Raw genomic sequence first — 20221 nt, 5'->3', positions numbered from 1 at the left:
GGGGGGGCGGGGGCCTCGGGGGTGGGGGGGGGCGGTCAGAGGACCGTCTCGGCCTCCAGGTAGCGGTCCTGCGGCACGGTCTTCAGCTCGGCGACCGCCTCGGCCAGCGGCACCAGGTTGATGTTGGTGCCCTGCAGCGCGGTGATGTGCCCGAAGGCGCCCTTGTGGACGGCCTCGACGGCGTGCCAGCCGAAGCGGGTGGCGAGCACCCGGTCGTAGGCGGTGGGGGTGCCGCCGCGCTGGGTGTGGCCGAGGATCACCGGGCGGGCCTCCTTGCCGAGGCGGTGCTCCAGTTCGCGGGAGAGCTGGGTGGCGATGCCGGTGAACCGCTCGTGGCCGTAGATGTCCTTGGTGCCCTCCTCCCAGTGCATGGTGCCGGGCTCGGGCTTGGCGCCCTCGGCGCAGACCACGATGGCGAACTTCTTCTGGCGGTCGAAGCGCTCGCGGACGACCTCGGTGAGCTTGTCGATGTGGAACGGGCGCTCCGGGACGACGATGGCGTGCGCGCCGGCGGCCATGCCCGCGTTCAGCGCGATCCAGCCGGTGTGCCGGCCCATGACCTCGACGACCATGACGCGCTGGTGGGACTCGGCGGTGGTCTTCAGCCGGTCCAGCGCCTCGGTGGCGACCGAGACGGCGGTGTCGAAGCCGAAGGTCACGTCGGTGGCGGCGATGTCGTTGTCGATGGTCTTGGGCACGCCGACGATCGGCAGGCCCGCGTCGCTCATCAGCTTGGCGGCCTTCAGGGTGCCCTCGCCGCCGATCGGGATGACCGCGTCCAGGCCGAGGTCGGAGCAGTACTTCTTGGCCCGTTCGACGCCGTCCCGCAGGTGGCTCGGCTGGACCCGGGAGGAACCGAGGATGGTGCCGCCCTGGGCCAGGATGCCGCTCACCGAGTCCAGGGTCAGGGGGCGGTGGTGGCCCTCAAGGAAACCGCGCCACCCGTCCTCGAACCCGATGATCTCGTCGCCGTGGTCGACCACCCCCCGGTGGACCACGGAACGGATCACCGCGTTCAGGCCGGGGCAGTCACCGCCGCTGGTCAGCACTCCGATACGCATTAGCTTTGCAACTCCCGAGCAGAACCGAGGAACGGCCGGACTACAGGCTGGGACGACGAGCCGTCACCGTAACGGGGCGCTCCCGCGCCGTGGTGGCGGGGAGGTGGCCGTGGGGTGAAGGACCGGCCGATCCGGACAGAACGCCCGAAAACGGCCGCGAAGTCGAGCATACGGCCCCTGGTCCGGCCGGGCAGGAGCCGACGCGGGAGCGGCGCCGTCGGCGCCCCCGCGCGGAATTGCAGCCTGCTGCCGAGGAGGGTGTGCAGTAGGCAGCCCCATTGTGGTACGTCCGGGGCCGCCCGCGGACCGGGTGACCGCATGGCGGGCACCCGGGCCGGGGCGTACGGATGTACTACTGGGGGCGCGTCGCGGCCGCGATGCGCTCGGCGCGCAGCGCGTCGTACCAGGTGGTGTCGGCCGGCGGCAGGGCGGCGACGTCCAGCGCCAGCTTGAGCAGCATGTCGGCCACGGCGGGGTTGCGGGCCAGCACCGGGCCGTGCAGGTAGGTGCCGAACACGGTGTCCCGCCAGGCGCCCTCGGTGCCATCACCGGTGCCGTTGCCCCGGCCGACGCTGACGTTGGCGAAGGGCTGCACGCCCTGGCCGAGATGGGTGACGCCCTGGTGGTTCTCGAAGCCGGTCAGCTGCGGCAGGCCGAGCCGGGGGTCGACGTCGGCGAGCACGTCGCCGACGCAGCGGGCGCCCTCGCCGCGGGTGGTCCAGACGTCGAGCAGGCCCAGGCCCGGCTCGCGCTCGCCGAGGTCGTTGATGAACTCGTGGCCCATGATCTGGAAGCCGGCGCAGACGCCGAAGATGATCGCGCCGTTCTCGGCGGCCCGCACCAGGCCGCTGTCGGCGCGCAGCCGCTCGGCGGCCAGGCGCTGCGGGCGGTCCTCGCCGCCGCCGATCAGGTAGATGTCGCCGCTGGTGGGGATCGCCTGGTCGGAGCGGACGTCGATCCGGGTCACGTTGAGGTGGCGCTGGCGGGCCCGGCGCTCCACGACCAGGGCGTTGCCCCGGTCGCCGTAGGTGCTGAGCAGGTCCGGGTAGACCCAGACCACGCGCAGGCTGCTCTCACTCATCCTCGAAGGCCTTCCGTCACGTAAAGACTGGTGTGCGGGCGCGGCATCAGCCGGCCACGACCTTCCGCAGCTGCTGGAAGGCGGTGTAGTTGGCGATGGCCTCGATCCGGCCGGGAGGGGCCATCCGGACGGCCTGCTCCAGCGTGTCGACCACGTGGAACTGGAGTCCGGCGACCTCCAGGCGGACGGCCAGGTCCAGCTTGCGCTGGCCCATCACGAAGACCGGGTGCCCGGCGAGGCGCTCGTAGTCGACGTCCCACAGCCAGGAGGTGTCGGTGCCGTCGGCGTCGAGGGCGTTGACGGAGAGGATCACCGGGGCGGGCGGGCCGTCGATCAGGGAGAAGGTCTCCAGCCAGCCGGCCGGGTTCTTGGCCAGCAGCAGGCGGATGTCCCGGCCCTGGTACTGGACCACGTCGTAGCGGCCGGCCACGGCGGCCACCGAGCGCATCCGCTCCAGGGCGACCTGCGGGGCGACGCCGAACACGGCGGCGACGGCGGCCGAGCTGGTGGCGTTGGCCAGGTTGGCCCGGCCCGGCAGCTGGAGCTGGATCGGCCAGGCGCCGCGCTGCGGGTCGATCACGTGGGTGCCCTGGAGCGCCCAGTGCGGGTTGGGCCGGCGGAAGCCGCAGTCCTGGCAGAACCAGTCGTCGCCGGGGCGCTGCATCACACCGCCGCAGGCGGGGCAGGACCAGGCGTCCTCCTTCCAGGCCTGTCCGGCGGCCACCCAGACCACCTTCTTGCAGGAGGAGGCGGCCCAGGTCACCAGCGGGTCGTCGGCGTTGGCGATGACCACGGCCTCGGTGTTCTGGAGGCCCTCGCGCCACTTCTCGGCCATCATCCGGGTCTCGGCGGCGCGGTCGAGCTGGTCGCGGGAGAGGTTGAGCAGGGCGATCGCCTTGGGGCGGGTGTCGCGGGCGACCATCGCCAGGTACTTCTCGTCGACCTCGATCACGCCGAAGCGGGCGTCGTTGCCGCCGGCCAGGGCGGAGGTGATGCCGGCGGGCATGTTGGCGCCCAGGGCGTTGGAGACCACCGGGCCGGCGGCGCGCAGCGCCTCGGCGATCAGGCGGGTGGTGGTGGTCTTGCCGTTGGTCGCGCTGACCAGGACGACGTCGAGGTTCTCGGCGAGGGTGGCGAGCAGGTCGGGGTCGAGCTTGAGGGCGACCTTGCCGCCGATCACCGAGCCGCTCCCGCGCCCGGCCTTGCGCGACACGGCGGCGGCGACCCGGCCGGCGGTCACCGCGATCTTGGCGCGGGCCGGCAGCGAGGCGTCGCGTGCGCCTGTGGGCTCCGATTCGGTGCCTGCCATGCTCAGTGGTTCCTCCTTGCTGCGGCACCACCCGTGGCCGAATAACGGGCCGTCGGGCGGCGGGGACGGGGGTCAGCCTACCGACTCCGTCGCCCGACCGGACGATCCGGACCCCGTGCCGCCTGCTGCGACGCGCTCGCGGGTGCTGCTGACGGCCTGTCGGGGAGGGCGGTGTACGGAGCAGCCCCAGGGGTTCGGCTCCAAACCCCTACTGCTTGACGACGCTCGACGACCACCGTCGGGTTCCCGACCTGCCCGGGTAAGGATCTGGTGAAGAAATGATCAGCGGCCCGGATGGTGGGCGCAGCCGGCCGGATCCCCGGCGGCCAGCGTGGCGGTGATCACCAGGGTGCCGTCCTCGGCCTGGAAGTCCAGCGGCGCGTCCAGCCGTCGCATCGCGGCGATCAGGCCGGTGTTGCCGCCGTGGGTCACCGCGTACACCGTGCGGACGCCGGCCGCCCGGGCCGTCGCCGACAGCCGCCGCAGCAGCGCCGCGCCCAGCCCGTGCCGCTGCCAGTCGTCCTCGACCAGGACGGCCAGCTCGGCCTCGCCGTCGTCCCACATCAGGTGCCCGAGCGCGAGGATCCGCCCGTCCGGGGCCGCCACCGCGTAGCTGCGGCCGTGCCGCGGGTCCAGCAGGTGGTCCAGGTAGCGGCCGGCGTCGCGGACCGGGCCGTGGTAGCGCAGCCGCAGCGCGGCGGGGGAGCAGCGCCCGTGCATCGCCAGCGCCGCCGCCCGGTCGGCCGGCCCGGCCGGGCGCAGCAGCAGCCCGGTCCCATCCGGCAGGGACAGCCGGGACGGGACCTCCGGCGCCGGACCGGCGGCGCGGACGGCGGGCGGGTGCGGCCGGACGGTCCGGTACGGGCCGCCGGTGAGCGCGGGCAGCCGGGTGGCCTGGCCCTCGGGCGCCGCGCACCTGCGGTCGGACCTGCGGAAGGGCCGGTGCCAGAGCCGTTCGGGGCGAGTGCGTGATGCCTTCATGCCGCCGACGCTACCGACGGTGCGCTTCCGTTCGGTTACGTGATCGTGAACGCGCGAATGTCCGGGGGCGCGGCCGGGTGGCGTGGGACAGGGGTGGGACCGGGCGGGCCGCCGCCCGGGACGGCCGCACGGGTGGCCGGGACGGCATCGGCGCAGGTCGCGACCGGTGCCTCAGGCGGGTGGGACAGCGGGCGGCCGACGGTGGATGGCGTTCCCGGTGCTCCTGGTGAGCAGGAGGCCACACCCCGTACGTCCACGCACCGAAGGCCGTCTCCATGCGCGACACCCCGTCCGTCCCCACCACCGACACCACCGCCACCGCCGACACCACCGCCACCACCACCGCCACCACCACCGGCACCCCCGCCGTCCCGCACGCCCGCCGCGCTTCGGTCGGCACCGCGCTCACCGGACTGCTCGACCGGCAGGCGCGCACCCGGCCCGGCGCGCCGGCCGTCCTCGGCGAGGGCGGCGGCCTCACCTTCCAGGAGCTGGCCGGGACCGCCCGCCGGCTGGCCGCGCGGCTGCGCCGCCTGGGCGCCGTCCCGGACGGCTGCGTCGGCCTGTACGTCGAGCCGTCCGTCGAGCTGGTCGCCGGGGCCTGGGGCGTGCTGTACGCCGGGGCCGGCTACCTGCCGCTGTCGCCCGAGTACCCCGAGGACCGGCTCCGCTACATGGTCGAGGACAGCGGCACCCGGATCGTGCTCACCCAGGCGCACCTGCGCGAGCGGCTGGCCGCGCTGGTCCCGGCCGGGACCGCGGTCGTCACCTTCGAGACCTTCGAGGACGCCCCTCCGCTGCCGGAGGCGGCGGAGGAGGAGGCGGAGGAGGCGCCCGAGGCGCCCGAGGCGGCCGTCGAGCCGGAGTCGCTGGCCTATGTGATCTACACCTCGGGCAGCACCGGCCGCCCCAAGGGCGTGATGATCGAGCACCGCTCGGTGGTCTCCCAGCTGCGCTGGATGCACTCCGCCGGGCACCTCGACCCCGGGACCATCGTGCTGCAGAAGACCCCGATGAGCTTCGACGCCGCGCAGTGGGAGATCCTCGCCCCGGCCGTCGGCGCCCGGGTGGCGGCCGGTACGCCCGGCCTCTACCGGGACCCGGAGGCGCTGGTCGCCGCCGTCCGGAGGCACGGGGTGACCGCGCTCCAGTGCGTGCCCACCCTGCTCCGGGCGCTGCTGGACACCGAGGGCTTCGCCGGCTGCACCGGCCTGACCCGGGTGTTCTCCGGCGGCGAGGCGCTCTCCCGGCGGCTCGCCCGCGACCTGGGCCAGGCCCTTCCGCGGGCCGCGCTGGTCAACCTGTACGGCCCGACCGAGTGCACCATCAACGCCACCTGGCACCTGGTCGACCCGGCCGATCCGGCCGACGGCGCAGGCTCGGTGCCGATCGGCCGACCGGTGGCCGACACCCAGTGCCACGTCCTCGACGAGGAGCTGCGGCCGGTCGCCGCCGACGGCGTCGGCGAGCTGTACATCGGCGGCGTCCAGCTGGCCCGCGGCTACCTGAACCGGCCGGAGCTGACCGCGGAGCGGTTCGTCCGCTCCCCGTTCGCCCCCGGCGAGCGGCTGTACCGCACCGGCGACCTGGTGCGGTGGAACCCGGACGGCACCCTCCAGTTCGCCGGCCGGGTGGACAACCAGGTCAAGCTGCGCGGGTACCGGGTCGAGCTGGACGAGATCGCCCGCGCGATCGAGGAGCACACCTGGGTGCGCCGCTCGGCCGCGGTCGTCACCGGGGACGACCGCACCGGGCACCCGAACCTGGTCGCCTGCGTCGAGCTGAACCCGCGCGAGGCCGCCCTGATGGACCAGGGCAGCCACGGCGGCCACCACCAGTCCAAGGCCAGCAAGCTCCAGGTCAAGGCCCAGCTGTCCGACCCGGGCCTGCGCGACCGGGCCCGGCTGGCGGGCCGCGAGCGGGTCGAGCTGCCCGGCCGGAAGGAGACCGGGGCCCAGCGCCGGGAGGCCTTCGCCCGCAAGAGCTACCGCTTCTACGACGGCGGCGCGGTCACCCGGGACGACCTCACCGCGCTGCTCGCCCCGCGCCCGGCCGGCACCTTCGGCCGCGACCTGGAACTGCTGAGCCTGCCCGAACTCGGCCGCGTCCTGCGGCGGTTCGGCCAGTTCCACAGCGAGGAGCGGCTGCTGCCCAAGTACGCCTACGCCTCGCCCGGCGCGCTGTACGCGACCCAGCTGTACCTGGAGACCGGCGGCCTGGACGGGCTCGCGGCCGGGCTGTACTACTACCACCCGGTCGAGCACGTCCTGGTCCGGATCGGCCCCGCGGAGGCGGGGCCGGGCCCTGCGGCCGGGGCCTACCTGACGCTGCACTTCTCCGGGAAGCACGGCGCCATCGAGCCGGTCTACAAGAACAACATCCGGGAGGTGCTGGAGTTCGAGACCGGACACATGCTGGGCGTCCTGGCGGAGGTGCTGCCCGAGTACGGGCTGGACGTGCGTCCGATCGGCCTCGACCCGGCGGCCAAGGACCGGCTGGACGTCGCCGAGGAGGACCACTACCTGGGCGCCTTCGCGGTCGTCCGGGCCGGCGGCCCGGCGCGGGACGAGGGCACCGAACTGTACGTCCAGGCCCACGAGGGCCGGGTGGACGGCCTGCCGGGCGGCCTCTACCGGTACGCCGACGGCGAGTTGACGCACGTCTCGGAGGAGGTGGTGGAGTCCCGGCACGTGATCGCGATCAACCAGGCCGTCTACGCCCGGGCCTCGTTCGGCGTCACGGCCGTCGGCCGCGCCGAGGAGGAGTGGCTGCGGTACATCGTGCTCGGCACCGAGCTGCACCGCCTCCAGCGCAACGGCCTGGCCCTGGGCTTCATGTCCTCCGGCTACAGCTCCAAGTCCGGCCACCCGCTGCCCGCCTCGCGCCGCATCGACGAGATCCTGGCCGGCCGCGGCATCACCCCCGGACCGTCCTACTTCTTCCTCGGAGGCAAGGTGAGCGAGGAGCAGATCCGCAGTGAGGGCATGTACGAGGACACCGTCCACATGAAGGGACCGGCCGAGCTCATCAAGGACCAACTGGCCACCCTGCTGCCCGACTACATGCTGCCCAACCGGGTGCTGGTGATGGACGCCCTGCCGCTCACCGCGAACGGCAAGGTGGACCTCAAGGCGCTGGCCGCCTCCGAGGCCGTCCGCACGGCCGACGTGCGCGGCGCGTACGTCGCACCCGCCACCGGGTACGAGCGGTGGCTGGCCGGGGCGTGGGGGCGGGCGCTGGGGTACGAGCAGGTGTCGGTGACGGACGAGTTCTTCGCCGTCGGCGGGAACTCGCTGATCGCCGTCGCCCTGGTCCACCGGATCAACCGCGAGTTCGGCGTCGCGCTGCCGCTCCAGGTGCTGTTCGAGTGCCCCCGGCTGGGCGATCTGGCCGCGCGCGTCGAACGGGCCTGCGGCGAGGGCGGCGAGGGTGTCGGAGGGGGTGCCGGCGGGAGCGCGGCCTCCCGGCTGGTGCCGCTGCACCCGGGGGCGGCCGACCGGGCGGTGTTCTGCTGGCCCGGACTGGGCGGCTACCCGATGAACCTGCGGCCGCTCGGCCGGGAGGCGAGTGCGGGCCGGGCCTTCTACGGCGTCCAGGCGTACGGCATCAATCCGGGCGAGACGCCGTACCCGACCATCCGGGAGATGGCCGCCGCCGACGTCGCCGAGCTGCGCCGGGTGCAGCCGCGGGGGCCGTACACGCTGTGGGGCTTCTCCTTCGGCGCCCGGGTCGCCTTCGAGGCGGCCTGGCAGCTGGAGCGGGCCGGGCAGCGGGTGGAGCGGCTGCTGCTGATCTGCCCCGGCAACCCGAAGGTGCGCCAGGACGACGCCCGGTCGTGGGGCCGCGAGGCCTCGTACGCCAACCCGGCGTACCTGACCATCCTGTTCGGGGTGTTCGCCGGCCGGATCAGCGGCCCCGACCTGGAGCGCTGCCTGGCCGAGACGGTGGACGAGCCGACCTTCGTCGCCTCGGTGCACCGGATGCTGCCGGAGCTGGACGAGGAGCTGATCCGGCGGATCACCGGGATCGTCGGCGAGACCTACGAGTTCGAGTACAGCTTCCGCGAGCTCGCCGAGCGGCGGCTGGACGCGCCGGTGACCGTCTTCAAGGCCGCGGGCGACGACTACTCCTTCATCGAGGGCAGCACCGGCTACTCCGCGGCCCCGCCCACCGTGGTCGACCTGGCGGGCGACCACTACGGGGTGCTGCGGGAACACGGGGTGGCCGAGCTGGCCGCCGCGATCCGGGAGGTGGAACGGACGGGCCCCAGGAAGCTCCCGGGCCGCTGATCGGATGATGTGGACACGCTCACGGATGGCCCAGGGTCCGTGAGCGGGGGAGCCCCTTCGGATAGGGATGGCTCGGCTTTCCGCCGATCCCGTCTCCTCCGAAGGGGCTTTCCGATGTCCGTGAAGAACTCCGCACTGGCCACCGCCTGTTGCGCCCTGCTGCTCGCCCTGCCGCTCGCCCTCGCCCAGTCGGCCGCCGCCGACAGCAACGGCCCCAAGACGCCCGAGGAGGCCGCCGCCTGCCACCAGGTGCTCGGCGCCCTGCTCGGCGGCTTCGGGCCGATGCTCGGCGAGGCCGTGTGCGTCGTGCAGCCGGCCGACCAGGGCTGACGCCTCCCGGGAATCCGCCGCCGGCGGTGGCCGCCCTCCTCGGGCCGCCGCCGGCGGAGCCGGATCCCGCGGCTACGGCTCAGGCGATGCGGGTCGGCGCGTCCTGGAGGGTGTGGCCGGTGGCGGTCAGCAGCGTCGTCAGGACGGCCGGGGTCACCGGGTGCTCGGTGTGGAGGTAGAGCTCGTCGGCGGTGGGGTGGGGGTGGACGGAGAGCAGGGTGATCCGGTGGTCGGCGAGCGTCGTGCGGGTGTGGGCGAGGGCCGTGGTGCGCACCCGCCAGAGCGCGACCGGGGGCGGGGCGTGCGGTGACCACCAGCTGTGGAGCAGGGCGGTGGCGAGCAGGGCGAGCGCGGAGGCGGCCACGACGACCGGGCCGTCCGGGCCGTGGACCACGATCTTGGCGATGAGGTCGGCCGCCGTGACGGAGAGGAAGACGGCGGCGAGTTCGACGGTGTCACGGCGCCAGCGGTGGGTGCGGCGGGCACCGGGGTGGGCGGGGGCGCGGAGGGGAGAGGGCTTCGAATGCTCCATGCCACCACGGTGCCCGACCGGTGTTTCCCGGTCGGGCATCCGTCGTGACCGGCCGGTTACGGTCCGCGCGGGGGTGTTACGGGAGGAACGCGCGGGGCCGATTCGGGAGGGCGGGCGGCGTCCCCTACTTGAGCAGGTCGCGCGCCGCGGCCTTGACCTCGGCGAGCAGGAGGTGGAGGTCGGTCTCGGTCGTGGCGGCGTTGAGGAGGCAGGCGCGGAGCAGCTCGGCGCCGCCCAGGCGGGCGCCGGTGACGAAGACCCGGCCGCGCCGCTGGACGGCGGTGGGGAGGTCGCGGTTGAGGGCGTCGCGGGAGGCTTCGTCCCGGCCCGGGGCGCGGTGGCGGAACGCCACGATCGAGGTCTGCACCTCGGCGAGCAGCTCCAACTCCTCGTCCGCTTCGACGAATTCGCCGAGCCGGCGGGCCAGTGCGGTGCACCTGGCGATGTCCTGGGCGAGTCCGGCCCGGCCCTTGTGGGCGATGGTGGCCCAGACCTTGAGGGCCCGGAAGGGGCGGGTCTGCTCGGTGCCGTACTCGGAGAACCAGCCGAGCGCGCCGGCCGAATCGTCGCGCAGGTAGGACGGGACGAGGCTGAAGGTGCCGCGCAGCTCCTCGGTGTCGCGGACCAGCGCGCAGCCGCAGTCGACCGGGACGCCGAGCCACTTGTGCGGGTCGAGGGCGAGCGAGTCGGCGCGCTCCAGGCCGGCGTAGCGGTGGGCGATGACCGGGTCGAGGCGGCCGAAGGCGCCGTACGCGCCGTCCACGTGCAGCCAGAGGCCCTGCTCCTCGCAGAGGTCGGCGATCGGGCCGAACTCGTCCACCGCGCCGGCGCCGACGGTGCCGGCCGAGGCGACCACCAGGAAGGGCAGCAGACCGGCCGCGCGGTCGCGCTCGACGGCCGCCCGCAGGTCGGCGGTGTCCAGCCGGCCGTCGGGGCCGGTGGCCACGGTGCGCAGCTGCCGGCTGCCGAGGCCGAGCAGCTCGGCGGCCTTGCGGACGCAGGAGTGGGTCTCGCCGGTGACGTAGCCGACCAGCGGCGGCAGGCCCGCCAGGCCCTCCTCGCGGACGTCCCGGCCGGCCCGCCGGGCGGCGCGGTCGCGGGCGGCGGCGAGGCAGACGATGGTCGCCATCGAGGTGCCGGAGGTGAGCAGGCCGCCGCCGGCCGGGTGCGGGAAGCCGACCAGTTCGGCTATCCAGCGGACCACGGCGCGCTCCAGGTGGACGTCGGCGTGGTCGCCGCCGGCCGAGCTGGGGTTCATCGCGGAGGCGGCGAGGGTGGCGAGCACCCCGGCCGGGGCGGGGGCGGAGTTGACCCAGCCGAAGAAGCGCGGGTTGCCGTTGCCCATCGGGTACGGCAGGACGTCCCGTCCGATGGTGCCGATCAGCTCGTCGAGCGGGCGGCCCTCGGCGGGCAGCGGGGCGTCGAGCAGGGCCCGGCGGGCGGTCTCGTCCATGGGCTGCCAGACCGGGCGCCCGGGCAGTTCGGCGAGGTAGTCGGAGACGAGGTCGGCGGTGGCGTGGGCGGCACTGCGGAAGTCGGCTTCGGGAAAGTCGGTGCCGGGGGAGTCCTCGGTGGTCATGGCGTGCTCCAGGGAGGCCGGGGGACGGGCTGGGCGAGGCGCGGCGTCCTTGGCGCACCCGGATCAGGTGATGATCGGGCGATCCTACGCAGACAGGCCCGCACCGTGCGGTGCGGGCCTGCTTGCTGAGACCGGGGCGTCAGTCCAGCGAGCTGGACAGGCCGCTCGCCGAGCGGCAGTACCCCTGCATCTCCTTGTTGGTGATCTTGGCGCAGAGCCGTCCGGCCGCGCCCCCGTCGGTGTAGTTGACCGTGTAGTAGCTGACCAGGCCCTCGGCGCAGGCCTTGCGCTGCCAGCCGTCGGCGGCGGTGGCGCACTGCTCGGACGCCCAGTCCTCGCGGTCCAGGTTGTACTTCATGGTGCGCGAGCCGACACCGCGGCTGCAGTCCACCGCCCCGCCGCTGGCCTTGCCGTTGAGGCACCACTTGAGGGCCTCGGCGTAGACCTCGGGGTGGTTCGGGTAGTCGTGCGAGGAGAGGAAGAAGGTCGGGGCGTAGAAGAAGCAGGCGGACTGGAACAGCGACGGCTGGTCCTTGCACGGGTAGAGCGGGTCCTGGGCGAGCTTGTCGGCGGGCAGGTTGGCCTTGGCCTGCTCGTCCTCCTCGTCCGGGCCGAAGAGCTGCATGAACAGGCCCTCGGAGCAGCGGATCCGGTTCTGGTCGGAGGGGAACTTGTTGCACAGGTCGCGCGCCTTGGCGACGTCCTGCTTGGCGACGAACATGGTGCCGTGGCCGACGCCGTGGATGCAGGGCCCGGTGTTCTTGGGCGCGCAGAGCTTGAGCAGGTCCGTCTCGGGCTGGGTGGAGGCGTTGAGCATCTCCTCGACCGCGCCGTGCAGGTAGCCGGCCGCGCAGGTCTCGTGCGGGAAGGAGATGACCTTCTGGAAGTCGGCGTTGAAGCGCTTGACCGCCGCGTGGCCGAGCTCGTGCGCGATCGGGTGGCAGAAGCGCACGGTGTACGGCTTCTCCTTGGTGATCTTGTCGAGGTCGGCCAGGGCGACGCCGGGGTCGGTGGCGTCCATCTCGGCCATCATCTTGTTGCGCAGCGTGGAGCGGGTCCACACGGCGGGGTCGCCGGTCGGGGTGGCGCTCGCGGGGCCGGCCGAGGCCGGCCGGGCGCCGGCGGCGGGGGCCCCGGGGGTGACGGCGGTCAGGGACGCGGTGGCCGCCGCGGGCGACCAGTCGGTGACGGCCACCGACCCCAGGCCCAGGACGCCCAGGAGCAGGGCGGTGAGAATCGCGAAGACTCGCGGCTGCATGAGGGGATCCCCCGGCGGATCGAGGTGAACGTTTCGCTCCCATCCTGACGGCACGTGAGCGGTAAGCCGCGATTTCGCCCGCCATTCGGGAGGTGTCGGCGACGCTATCGCACCGTGGGACCTCCGGGCCCGGCGGGATGGTTCCGCACAATCACCCGGACGGAGTATGGGGGCGCGGGCGCCGCCGGGTGCGCCGTTCGGGTGGCGGCACCCGCGCCCCACACTCGCTCGGGGCCCCGGCGCTCACAGCTCCAGCGTCACCCGGTACTCCGTCAGCCAGGCGTCGAAGTCCAGTGCGAGGTCGACGGCCAGCCGGACGGACTGCGGGTCGGTGTCCGGGGCGAGCGCGTCGGTGAGGCGCCGCCGGTCGAGCAGGTCCAGGGCGGGGGAGGTGCGCTCGACGGCCAGCCGGGCCAGTTCGGCGCGCAGCTTCGCCGGGTAGTGCGGGTCGGTGGTGACCGGGTACGGGCTCTTCGCCCGCTCGGCGACCGCGGCCGGCAGCACGTCCCGGACGGCGGCGCGCAGCAGGCTCTTCTCCCGCCCGTCGAAGGACTTCATCGCCCACGGGGCGTTGAAGACGTACTGGACCAGCCGGTGGTCGCAGAACGGCACCCGCACCTCCAGGCCGTTGGCCATGCTCATCCGGTCCTTGCGGTCGAGCAGGATGCAGACGAAGCGGGTCAGGTTGAGGTACGAGATCTCGCGCATCCGCCGTTCCAGCGGATCCGCCTCCGGCAGGTGCGGGACCTCGGCGACCGCCTCCCGGTAGCGGGCCCTGCGGTAGCCGTCCAGGTCGAGCTTGCGGAGCAGTTCGGCGTCCAGGAGGTACTCGCGCGGGGTGGCTCCGCCGCCGGCGATGCCGGTGAGGCCGAGCGCCCAGGGGAAGTCCTCGACGGCGATGGTGGCCGGGTCGTGGAACCAGCGGTAGCCGCCGAAGAGCTCGTCCGCGGACTCTCCGGACAGCGCGACGGTGGAGTGGCGGCGCACGCCCCGGAAGAGCAGCAGCAGCGAGGTGTCCATGTCGCCGACGCCGTTGGGCAGGTCGCGGGCGCGCAGCACGACGGAGCGCCGGGCCGGGTCCGTCAGGTCGGCCGCGTCCAGCTCGACGACGCTGTGGTTGGCGCCGACGTGGTCGGCCAGCAGCCGGGCGAACGGGCCGTCCTGGGTCTGCCGGACGTCGTTGGCGTTGAAGGTCTCGCTCTGCCCGGCGAAGCCGACCGAGAAGGAGCGCACCGGGCCGGCCCCGGCGGCGCCCAGGGTCCGGGCGGCCAGGGCGGTGACGGCGCTGGAGTCCAGGCCGCCGGAGAGCAGCGAGCAGAGCGGGACGTCCGCCTCCAGCTGGCGGTGCACGATGTCGTCCAGCAGGGCCCGGACGGTGGCGACGGTGGCCTCCAGGCTGTCGCGGTGCTCGCGCGCCTCCAGCGCCCAGTAGCGGCGGACCGAGAGGCCCTCGCGGCGCACCCGCACGACGTGCCCGGGCCGGACCTCGTGGATGTCCCGGTACGGGGTGAGCCCCGGGGTGCGGGCGTAGCCGAGCAGTTCGCGCAGCCCGTCCAGGTCCACCACCGGGCGGACGGCGGGGTGGGCGAACAGGGCCTTGACCTCGGAGCCGAAGACCACGCCGTCCGGGGTGCGGTGGTAGTACAGGGGTTTGACGCCCATCCGGTCGCGGACCAGCAGCAGCTCCTCGCGCCGGACGTCCCAGACCGCGAAGGCGAACATGCCGTTGAGCCGTTCGGCCAGGTGCTCGCCCCACTCCAGGTAGGCGCGCAGCACGACCTCGGTGTCGCTGCGGGTGCGGAAGCGGTGCCCGGCCGCCTCCAGGTCCGCGCGCAGTTCGCGGTGGTTGTAGACCTCGCCGCTGTAGGTGAGCACGGCCAGCGTCCGGCCGTCGTGCTCGACCGTCATCGGTTGGACGCCGCCCGCGATGTCGATCACCGCGAGCCGGCGGTGTCCGAGCGCGGCGTGCGGCTCCAGGTGGACGCCGCCGGCGTCCGGGCCGCGGCGGGCCTGGGTGGCCGTCATCGCGTCGATGACCCCCCGTTCGGCGGTGAGGTCGCGCTCGAACGCGACCCATCCGGTGATCCCGCACATCAGCAAGCCTCCGGTCTTCCGCTTCGTGTTCAGGGGGTCACGCTACGTGCGGAGTTGGCGCCGCTTCAAGGGGCTTTCGGGAACGGGGGCGAACGGGTGGCCGTTCGACGGCCGAATGTGAAGGAGTCGTGAATGTGGTCTGAAAGTCGTAATGTCTGCCCGATTTCGGGCAGAAACTTTGGCTTCGGCGGCCGGGCCGACCTAGGCTCCACACTCGTGCCGAGCTCACCCCACCCCCACGAAGACCTCCTCGCCCACCTCACCCGGACCAGCCCGCTCGGGCCCCGGGAGGCGGCGCGGGTCGTGGCGGAGGTGCTGGCGTACTTCTCCGAGAGCACCGAGGAGTACGTGCGCCGCCGCCACACCGAGCTCCAGGCACGCGGTCTGACCAACGAGCGGATCTTCGCCCGGCTCACCGAGGAACTGCCGCAGCGCAGGGTCTCGGCGCCGGAGCTCTCGGCCCGCCAGCTGCGGCGGATCGTCTACGGCTGAGGCGGCCGAGCGCCCGTCGCCCTCACCGCGCTCACCGCCCTCATCGCGCTCACGGCCCCTCAGCGGGCTGACTGCCCTCGTTCCCGACCTTCCGAAGACTTCGAAGAGGAGACCACGCATGTGCGGAATCGTGGCCTACATCGGCCCCAAGGACGCGACCCCCTTCCTGCTGGAGGGGCTGGCGCGGCTGGAGTACCGCGGTTACGACTCGGCCGGTGTCGCCGTCACCGGGCGCAGCGGCGGGATCAAGCTCCGCAAGGTGAAGGGCCGGGTCGCCGACCTGGCCGCGGCCGTGCCGGCCCGGTTCAAGGGCACCACCGGCATCGGCCACACCCGCTGGGCCACCCACGGCGTCCCCAGTGACGCCAACGCGCACCCGCACCTGGACAACGCCGAGCGGATCGCCGTCGTCCACAACGGCATCATCGAGAACGCCGACGAGCTGCGCGCCAAGCTCACCGCCGACGGCGCGGTGTTCCGCTCCGAGACCGACACCGAGGTGCTCGCCCACCTGATCGCCGCGAACGTGGCCGAGGGCGTCGAGCTGGAGGACGCGGTGCGGGCCGCGCTCGGCCGGGTGGTCGGCACCTACGGCATCGCGGTGCTCGACGCCGAGCGGCCGGACCGGATCGTGGTCGCCCGCAACGGCAGCCCGATCGTGCTGGGCATCGGCGAGAAGGAGATGTTCGCCGCCTCGGACGTCTCCGCGCTGGTCCGCTACACCCGCCAGGTCGTCCACCTGGAGGACGGCGAGCTGGCCACCGTCCGGGCCGACGGCTTCCGCACCTTCACCGAGGACGCCCGCACCACGCACCGCCAGCCGTCCACCGTGGACTGGGAGGTCGACTCCTACGACACCGGCGGCTTCGAGCACTTCCTGCTCAAGGAGATCCACGAGCAGCCCGGCTCGGTCGAGCGCACCCTGAGCGGCCGGCTCGACGAGCGCTTCGCCACCGCGCACCTCGGCGGCCTCAACCTGGACGCCCGGGAGCTGCGCGAGATCCGCCGGGTGAAGATCCTCGGCTGCGGATCGGCCTACTACGCGGGCGAGATGGGCGCGCAGCTGATCGAGGAGCTGGCCCGGATCCCCGCGCACAGCGAGCCGGCCTCCGAGTTCCGCTACCGGAACCCGGTGATCGAGGCGGACACCCTGTACGTCGCGGTCAGCCAGTCCGGCGAGACCTACGACACGCTGGCCGCCGTCCAGGAGGTCAAGCGCAAGGGCGGCCGGGTGCTCGGCGTCGTCAACACGGTGGGCAGTGCTATCGCCCGAGAGTGTGACGGCGGTATCTACCTGCACGCCGGTCCGGAGGTCTCGGTCGCCTCCACCAAGGCGTTCACCTCCACCGTGGTCGCCTTCGCGCTGCTCGCCCTGCACTTCGGGCGCATCCACGACCTGTCGCCCGCCGACGGGCGCCGGATCGTTTCGGCGCTCCAGGCGCTGCCCGACCAGATCCGCGAGGTGCTGGAGCAGAGCGAGGCCATCGCCGGCCTCGCCGCCGAGTACGCCGACTCCGCGGGCATGATGTTCATCGGCCGGGTCCGCGGCTACCCGGTGGCCCGCGAGGGCGCGCAGAAGCTCAAGGAGATCTCCTACGTGCACGCCGAGGCCTACCCGGCGAGCGAGCTCAAGCACGGCCCGCTGGCGCTGATCAGCCCCGAACTGCCCACCGTGGCACTGGTTCCGGACGACGAGCTGCTGGACAAGAACCTCACCACGCTGGGCGAGATCAAGGCCCGCTCCGGGCGGGTCATCGCCGTCGGCCACCGTCGGCCGGAGGAGAAGCTCGCGGACCACTGCATCCTGGTGCCCAAGAGCGAGCCCGAGCTGGACCCGCTGCTGCTCAACATCCCGCTCCAGTTGCTCGCCTACCACGCAGCCGTCGCGCTGGGGCGGGACGTGGACAAGCCGCGCAACCTCGCGAAGAGCGTGACGGTGGAGTAGTCCCCCGGGGAGGGCGTTCCCGGGGGAGGAGGGCGCTCGTCACGGACCCGCGGGTCCCGGTCGCTGTGCGGACGGCCGGGGCCCGCGTCCCGCTGTCCGCGGGTCAGAAGACCGAGCAGCCGGAGAGGGTGGTCAGGGTGTCCAGGGCGGCGACCGCGGCGACGGAGTTGCCGGCCTGGTCCAGGCGCGGACCCCAGGCGCAGACGGCGGCGCGGCCGGGGAGTATCGCGAGGATGCCGCCGCCGACGCCGCTCTTGCCGGGAAGGCCCACGCGGAACGCGAACTCGCCGGCGGCGTCGTAGGTGCCGCAGGTGAGCAGCACGGCGTTGATCCGCTTGGTCTCGCTGCGGGACAGCAGCCGGGTGCCGTCGGCGCGCACGCCGTACCGGGCGAGGAAGGAGCCGGCCAGCACCAGGTCGCGGCAGCTGGTCGCGACGGCGCAGTGGGCGTAGTAGTGCTCCAGGACGGTCTCGACCGGGTTCTCCAGGTTGCCGTGGCTGGCGATGAAGTGGGCCAGCGCGGCGTTGCGGTGGCCGTGCTCGGCCTCGGAGGCGGCGACCACCGGGTCGGTGTCGAGCAGCGGGTTGCCGGACTCGCGGCGCAGGAACTCCCGTACCGCGCCCGAGGCGTCGCCGGTCATGGTGTGGAGGCGGTCGGTGACCACCAGGGCGCCCGCGTTGATGAATGGGTTGCGCGGGATGCCGTGCTCGGTCTCCAGCTGCACCAGGGAGTTGAACGGGTTGCCGGACGGCTCGCGGCCGACGCCCTGCCAGAGCGTGTCGCCGCCGTAGGCCACCGCGAGGGCGAGCGAGAACAGCTTCGAGACGCTCTGGACGGAGAACGGCCGCTGCCAGTCCCCGACACCGTGCAGCTCCCCCTCGACGGTGGCGACGGCCATGCCGAAGGCCTCCGGGTCGGCGGTGGCGAGGGCCGGGATGTAGTCGGCGACCCGGCCCCGGCCCGTGGTCGCCCGGGCGGCCGCCTCGGCGGCCTCCAGCAGGACCGGCCAGTCCAGGAACTCCCCGCCGGGCACACCGTTCAACGCTTCTCCTCCACCGGCACCGACTGGGAACACGACCGGGACCGGGCGCGCGGTGCGGGTGCGTCCGGTCCGACCAGGATTATCCGTGTTTCGGGCGGGTGGGTCGGGAGGGGGGTGGGTGGTTCGCCCCGCGCGGTGTCGTGAGGCCGTCGGTGCCGGGTGGTGCCGCTCGGCGGCGCGAGGCGCCGTGCGGGCCGGCTACGGGGCGTTGGTGGGGGCCTGGACGGGCGGACCGGTGAGCAGGGTGCCGGTGTCCGAGTACGGCCAGCCGTTGGGGACGCAGCCGTGCAGCCCCTTGATCTGCTGCATCATCACCGGCGCCGGGGCGCCCGGGCCGGGGCAGTCGACGTGGCCGTTGCCGAGGATGTGGCCGACCTCGTGGTTGACGGCCAGCGCGTGGTACTGCTCGGGCCTGCCCTGGTAGAACTCGGACAACTCGGTCCAGCGGGTGAGGTTGACGACCACCTGGTGGGTGACGCCGCAGTTCACCCAGCCGCCGGTGTCCAGCCCGTACTGGCCGCAGATCCGGTCGGTGGACTTCGGGGTGGCCAGGTAGACGGTGAAGTCCACCGGGTCGGCGGGCATCCGCTGGAACGAGGCCGTGCCGCCGGCCGCCCAGCCGTGCCGGACGTCGCCGAGGACCGCGTCCACCTCTGCGGCGAACTGCGCCGGGCTCTCCGCGATCCCGTCCTCCACCCGCACCTTGTAGCGGTACAGGTGCTCGCCGGTGCCGAAGCGGGCGGAGCCGCCCGGCGCGGTGGTGAACGCCAGCCGGTCACGGTCCCCGCCGCTCCACGGCTGCCACCAGAGCAGCCCGGCGGTCAGCGCCGCGACCAGCGCGAGGGCGGGCAGAGCGTGCCGGGGCTTCCAGCGGCGCAGCCGCGCGGGCGCGCTCACCGGCCCGCTCACCGGCCCGCTCCCGCCGCGGCCAGGTGGCCGTAGACGCCGCGCATCCGCCGGTGGTGGGCGGCGAGTGGCGATCGGAGGTGGTGGCGGACGGCCCTGAAGGCTCGGAGGGCCCGGAAGGCGGGCAGGTCCGGCAGCGGGGAGTCGGTGGCGCGCACCCGCGCGAGCTGCTCCGGGCTGCCGTACGACAGCACGACCCCGGCGGCACGGGACCTCAGGGCGGGCGGGACGCGCCACCTCCTGGCCTCGTCGAAGCGCTCCCAGGCGGACAGCGGCAGGAGGGTGCGGATCGCGTCCACGCAGAGCTCCTCCTGCGCGTCCAGGTGCGTGCGGACGGCTTCGGCCAACTGTTCCAGGGGAGGGGCCAGCCGGTCCAGAGGGCCGGTGAGGCCGACCCGGACCCGGGCGACCGGCACGGCCAGGGCCGCGCGTCGCGCCGCCAGACCGGCGAGTCCCGGCCGGAGGTGCGGCGCCGCCCCGGAGAGCGCGGGCAGCAGCACGTCCTCCTCGGCCTCGTGGTGGACGTGCAGGAGGTCCAGCATCAGCGCGACGTGGGCGGCGATCCCGGCCCGCAGCGCCTCCGCGCCGGGCGCGCGGCAGGCCTCGGCGAGGCGGGCGAACTCGCCGCGCAGGGCGGCGTGGGCCATCAGCAGGGCGGTGGTGTCCGGTCGGGCGTGGATCGGGGCCAGGGTGGACATGGCGGAAGTGCTCCAGGACGGGATCGGCGGGCCGGGGCGGCCGATCGGCGACCGGGCCGTCGCCCGGCCGTGCGAGAGGGTGGTACCTGGAGGAACGGGGCGGGGTGCGGCGGCGGTTCAGGGCGCCTTCGTGGTTCGGGCGGTGGCCTGCGCCACGGTGCGGGCCCCTGTCGGACGGGAGGCCCGGGTGGTTCCCGGAACCGCTCGATGGTGTCACCCCGGCGGCGTGTCCCTGGGCGGTGCCGTCCGATTCGGGTGTCGTAGGGCGGGCCGATCCGTCCGGGTCGGACCTGTCCCGAGCGAGCTGCCACCGGAGGCGCCGTCATGTCCACCACCGCTGTTTTCACCGTCGACGGCATGAGCTGCGGCCACTGCGAGAAGACGGTCAGCGCCGGGCTCGCCGTCCTGCCCGGCGTCACCGACGTCAGTGCCGACGCGCCGAGCGGCCGGGTCACCGTGGCCTCCGCGCAGCCGCTGGACGAGGGCCTGGTCCGCCGCGTCGTCGACGGGGCCGGGTTCACCTTCGTCGGGCGGGCCTGAGGGCGGTCCGGGGGCGGGGCCGGGGGTGGTCCGGGGGGAGCGGGGGCTGGGCGCGGTTCAAGGGGCGCGGGGCCCGTCGACTGT

General features: G+C 73.9%; 16 protein-coding genes. 5 read left to right on the top strand and 11 right to left on the bottom strand.

What is annotated here, in order from left to right:
* Positions 1-35 precede the first annotated feature (35 nt).
* The 4 genes from ACFU6K_RS06870 to ACFU6K_RS06855 form a co-directional block, all read right to left on the bottom strand.
* The gene (locus ACFU6K_RS06870; RefSeq protein WP_380661317.1) at positions 36-1061 is read right to left on the bottom strand and encodes a 6-phosphofructokinase; all 1026 of its coding nucleotides are present in this window, start codon (positions 1059-1061) and stop codon (positions 36-38) included.
* Positions 1062-1413: 352 nt separating this feature from the next.
* Positions 1414-2142: a type 1 glutamine amidotransferase gene (locus ACFU6K_RS06865; protein WP_380661316.1), complete on the bottom strand. Its 729-nt coding sequence runs from the start codon at positions 2140-2142 to the stop codon at positions 1414-1416.
* Between the two features lie 46 nt (positions 2143-2188).
* On the bottom strand, positions 2189-3451 hold the full coding sequence (locus tag ACFU6K_RS06860) for a MurT ligase domain-containing protein (protein WP_049656207.1): 1263 nt from the start codon (positions 3449-3451) through the stop codon (positions 2189-2191).
* Between the two features lie 282 nt (positions 3452-3733).
* Positions 3734-4432 (bottom strand): GNAT family N-acetyltransferase, encoded by a 699-nt coding sequence (locus tag ACFU6K_RS06855; protein WP_380661315.1) that lies wholly within the window; start codon positions 4430-4432, stop codon positions 3734-3736.
* Positions 4433-4707: 275 nt separating this feature from the next.
* Between ACFU6K_RS06855 and ACFU6K_RS06850 the strand changes: the two genes are divergently transcribed.
* Entirely contained in the window at positions 4708-8721 is a 4014-nt protein-coding gene (locus ACFU6K_RS06850; protein WP_380661314.1) for an amino acid adenylation domain-containing protein, read from the top strand.
* A 114-nt stretch (positions 8722-8835) separates the two neighbouring features.
* Complete coding sequence (locus tag ACFU6K_RS06845) at positions 8836-9051, top strand: hypothetical protein (protein ID WP_380661313.1); 216 nt, start codon at positions 8836-8838, stop codon at positions 9049-9051.
* 79 nt (positions 9052-9130) lie between these two features.
* Here the strand turns inward: ACFU6K_RS06845 and ACFU6K_RS06840 are convergent, their stop codons facing one another.
* The 4 genes from ACFU6K_RS06840 to asnB form a co-directional block, all read right to left on the bottom strand.
* Positions 9131-9583, bottom strand: coding sequence for a hypothetical protein (locus ACFU6K_RS06840; RefSeq protein WP_380661312.1), 453 nt, complete (start codon positions 9581-9583; stop codon positions 9131-9133).
* A 124-nt stretch (positions 9584-9707) separates the two neighbouring features.
* Positions 9708-11162 (bottom strand): pyridoxal phosphate-dependent decarboxylase family protein, encoded by a 1455-nt coding sequence (locus tag ACFU6K_RS06835; protein WP_380661311.1) that lies wholly within the window; start codon positions 11160-11162, stop codon positions 9708-9710.
* Positions 11163-11301: 139 nt separating this feature from the next.
* Entirely contained in the window at positions 11302-12420 is a 1119-nt protein-coding gene (locus tag ACFU6K_RS06830) for a hypothetical protein (RefSeq protein WP_380661310.1), read from the bottom strand.
* 243 nt (positions 12421-12663) lie between these two features.
* Positions 12664-14514, bottom strand: coding sequence for an asparagine synthase (glutamine-hydrolyzing) (asnB, locus tag ACFU6K_RS06825; RefSeq protein ID WP_380661309.1), 1851 nt, complete (start codon positions 14512-14514; stop codon positions 12664-12666).
* A gap of 216 nt (positions 14515-14730) precedes the next feature.
* Here asnB and ACFU6K_RS06820 point away from each other — a divergent pair, with 216 nt between their 5' ends.
* Both ACFU6K_RS06820 and glmS read left to right on the top strand, forming a co-directional pair.
* Positions 14731-15006: a hypothetical protein gene (locus ACFU6K_RS06820; protein ID WP_049651654.1), complete on the top strand. Its 276-nt coding sequence runs from the start codon at positions 14731-14733 to the stop codon at positions 15004-15006.
* Positions 15007-15124: 118 nt separating this feature from the next.
* Positions 15125-16951, top strand: a complete 1827-nt coding sequence (gene glmS, locus ACFU6K_RS06815) for a glutamine--fructose-6-phosphate transaminase (isomerizing) (RefSeq protein ID WP_380661307.1) — start codon at positions 15125-15127, stop codon at positions 16949-16951.
* A 103-nt stretch (positions 16952-17054) separates the two neighbouring features.
* On the opposite strand, the gene ACFU6K_RS06810 is transcribed toward glmS, so the two are convergent.
* The 3 genes from ACFU6K_RS06810 to ACFU6K_RS06800 all read right to left on the bottom strand — a co-directional run bounded on the left by ACFU6K_RS06810 (position 17055) and on the right by ACFU6K_RS06800 (position 19597).
* The gene (locus ACFU6K_RS06810; protein WP_380661306.1) at positions 17055-17993 is read right to left on the bottom strand and encodes a glutaminase; all 939 of its coding nucleotides are present in this window, start codon (positions 17991-17993) and stop codon (positions 17055-17057) included.
* 198 nt (positions 17994-18191) lie between these two features.
* Entirely contained in the window at positions 18192-18902 is a 711-nt protein-coding gene (locus ACFU6K_RS06805; RefSeq protein ID WP_380661305.1) for a DUF3152 domain-containing protein, read from the bottom strand.
* Positions 18899-19597: a hemerythrin domain-containing protein gene (locus ACFU6K_RS06800; RefSeq protein ID WP_380661304.1), complete on the bottom strand. Its 699-nt coding sequence runs from the start codon at positions 19595-19597 to the stop codon at positions 18899-18901. The genes ACFU6K_RS06805 and ACFU6K_RS06800 overlap by 4 nt, the downstream gene beginning before the upstream one ends.
* 324 nt (positions 19598-19921) lie before the next feature.
* Between ACFU6K_RS06800 and ACFU6K_RS06795 the strand changes: the two genes are divergently transcribed.
* A complete protein-coding gene (locus ACFU6K_RS06795; RefSeq protein ID WP_380661303.1) occupies positions 19922-20137 on the top strand; it encodes a heavy-metal-associated domain-containing protein in 216 nt (71 codons plus the stop codon).
* Positions 20138-20221 lie beyond the last annotated feature (84 nt).

The organism is Kitasatospora sp. NPDC057512, assembly GCF_042802135.1.
Taxonomy (GTDB): domain Bacteria; phylum Actinomycetota; class Actinomycetes; order Streptomycetales; family Streptomycetaceae; genus Kitasatospora.
This window is presented reverse-complemented; position numbering and strand designations above follow the sequence as displayed.

What these genes read in the sequence shown, in the direction of transcription:
- ACFU6K_RS06870 (WP_380661317.1), bottom strand. Translation starts at nt 1,061, where the DNA reads ATGCGTATCGGAGTGCTGACCAGCGGCGGTGACTGCCCCGGCCTGAAC.
- ACFU6K_RS06865 (WP_380661316.1), bottom strand. Translation starts at nt 2,142, where the DNA reads ATGAGTGAGAGCAGCCTGCGCGTGGTCTGGGTCTACCCGGACCTGCTC.
- ACFU6K_RS06860 (WP_049656207.1), bottom strand. Translation starts at nt 3,451, where the DNA reads ATGGCAGGCACCGAATCGGAGCCCACAGGCGCACGCGACGCCTCGCTG.
- ACFU6K_RS06855 (WP_380661315.1), bottom strand. Translation starts at nt 4,432, where the DNA reads ATGAAGGCATCACGCACTCGCCCCGAACGGCTCTGGCACCGGCCCTTC.
- ACFU6K_RS06850 (WP_380661314.1), top strand. Translation starts at nt 4,708, where the DNA reads ATGCGCGACACCCCGTCCGTCCCCACCACCGACACCACCGCCACCGCC.
- ACFU6K_RS06845 (WP_380661313.1), top strand. Translation starts at nt 8,836, where the DNA reads ATGTCCGTGAAGAACTCCGCACTGGCCACCGCCTGTTGCGCCCTGCTG.
- ACFU6K_RS06840 (WP_380661312.1), bottom strand. Translation starts at nt 9,583, where the DNA reads ATGGAGCATTCGAAGCCCTCTCCCCTCCGCGCCCCCGCCCACCCCGGT.
- ACFU6K_RS06835 (WP_380661311.1), bottom strand. Translation starts at nt 11,162, where the DNA reads ATGACCACCGAGGACTCCCCCGGCACCGACTTTCCCGAAGCCGACTTC.
- ACFU6K_RS06830 (WP_380661310.1), bottom strand. Translation starts at nt 12,420, where the DNA reads ATGCAGCCGCGAGTCTTCGCGATTCTCACCGCCCTGCTCCTGGGCGTC.
- asnB (WP_380661309.1), bottom strand. Translation starts at nt 14,514, where the DNA reads ATGTGCGGGATCACCGGATGGGTCGCGTTCGAGCGCGACCTCACCGCC.
- glmS (WP_380661307.1), top strand. Translation starts at nt 15,125, where the DNA reads ATGTGCGGAATCGTGGCCTACATCGGCCCCAAGGACGCGACCCCCTTC.
- ACFU6K_RS06800 (WP_380661304.1), bottom strand. Translation starts at nt 19,597, where the DNA reads ATGTCCACCCTGGCCCCGATCCACGCCCGACCGGACACCACCGCCCTG.
- ACFU6K_RS06795 (WP_380661303.1), top strand. Translation starts at nt 19,922, where the DNA reads ATGTCCACCACCGCTGTTTTCACCGTCGACGGCATGAGCTGCGGCCAC.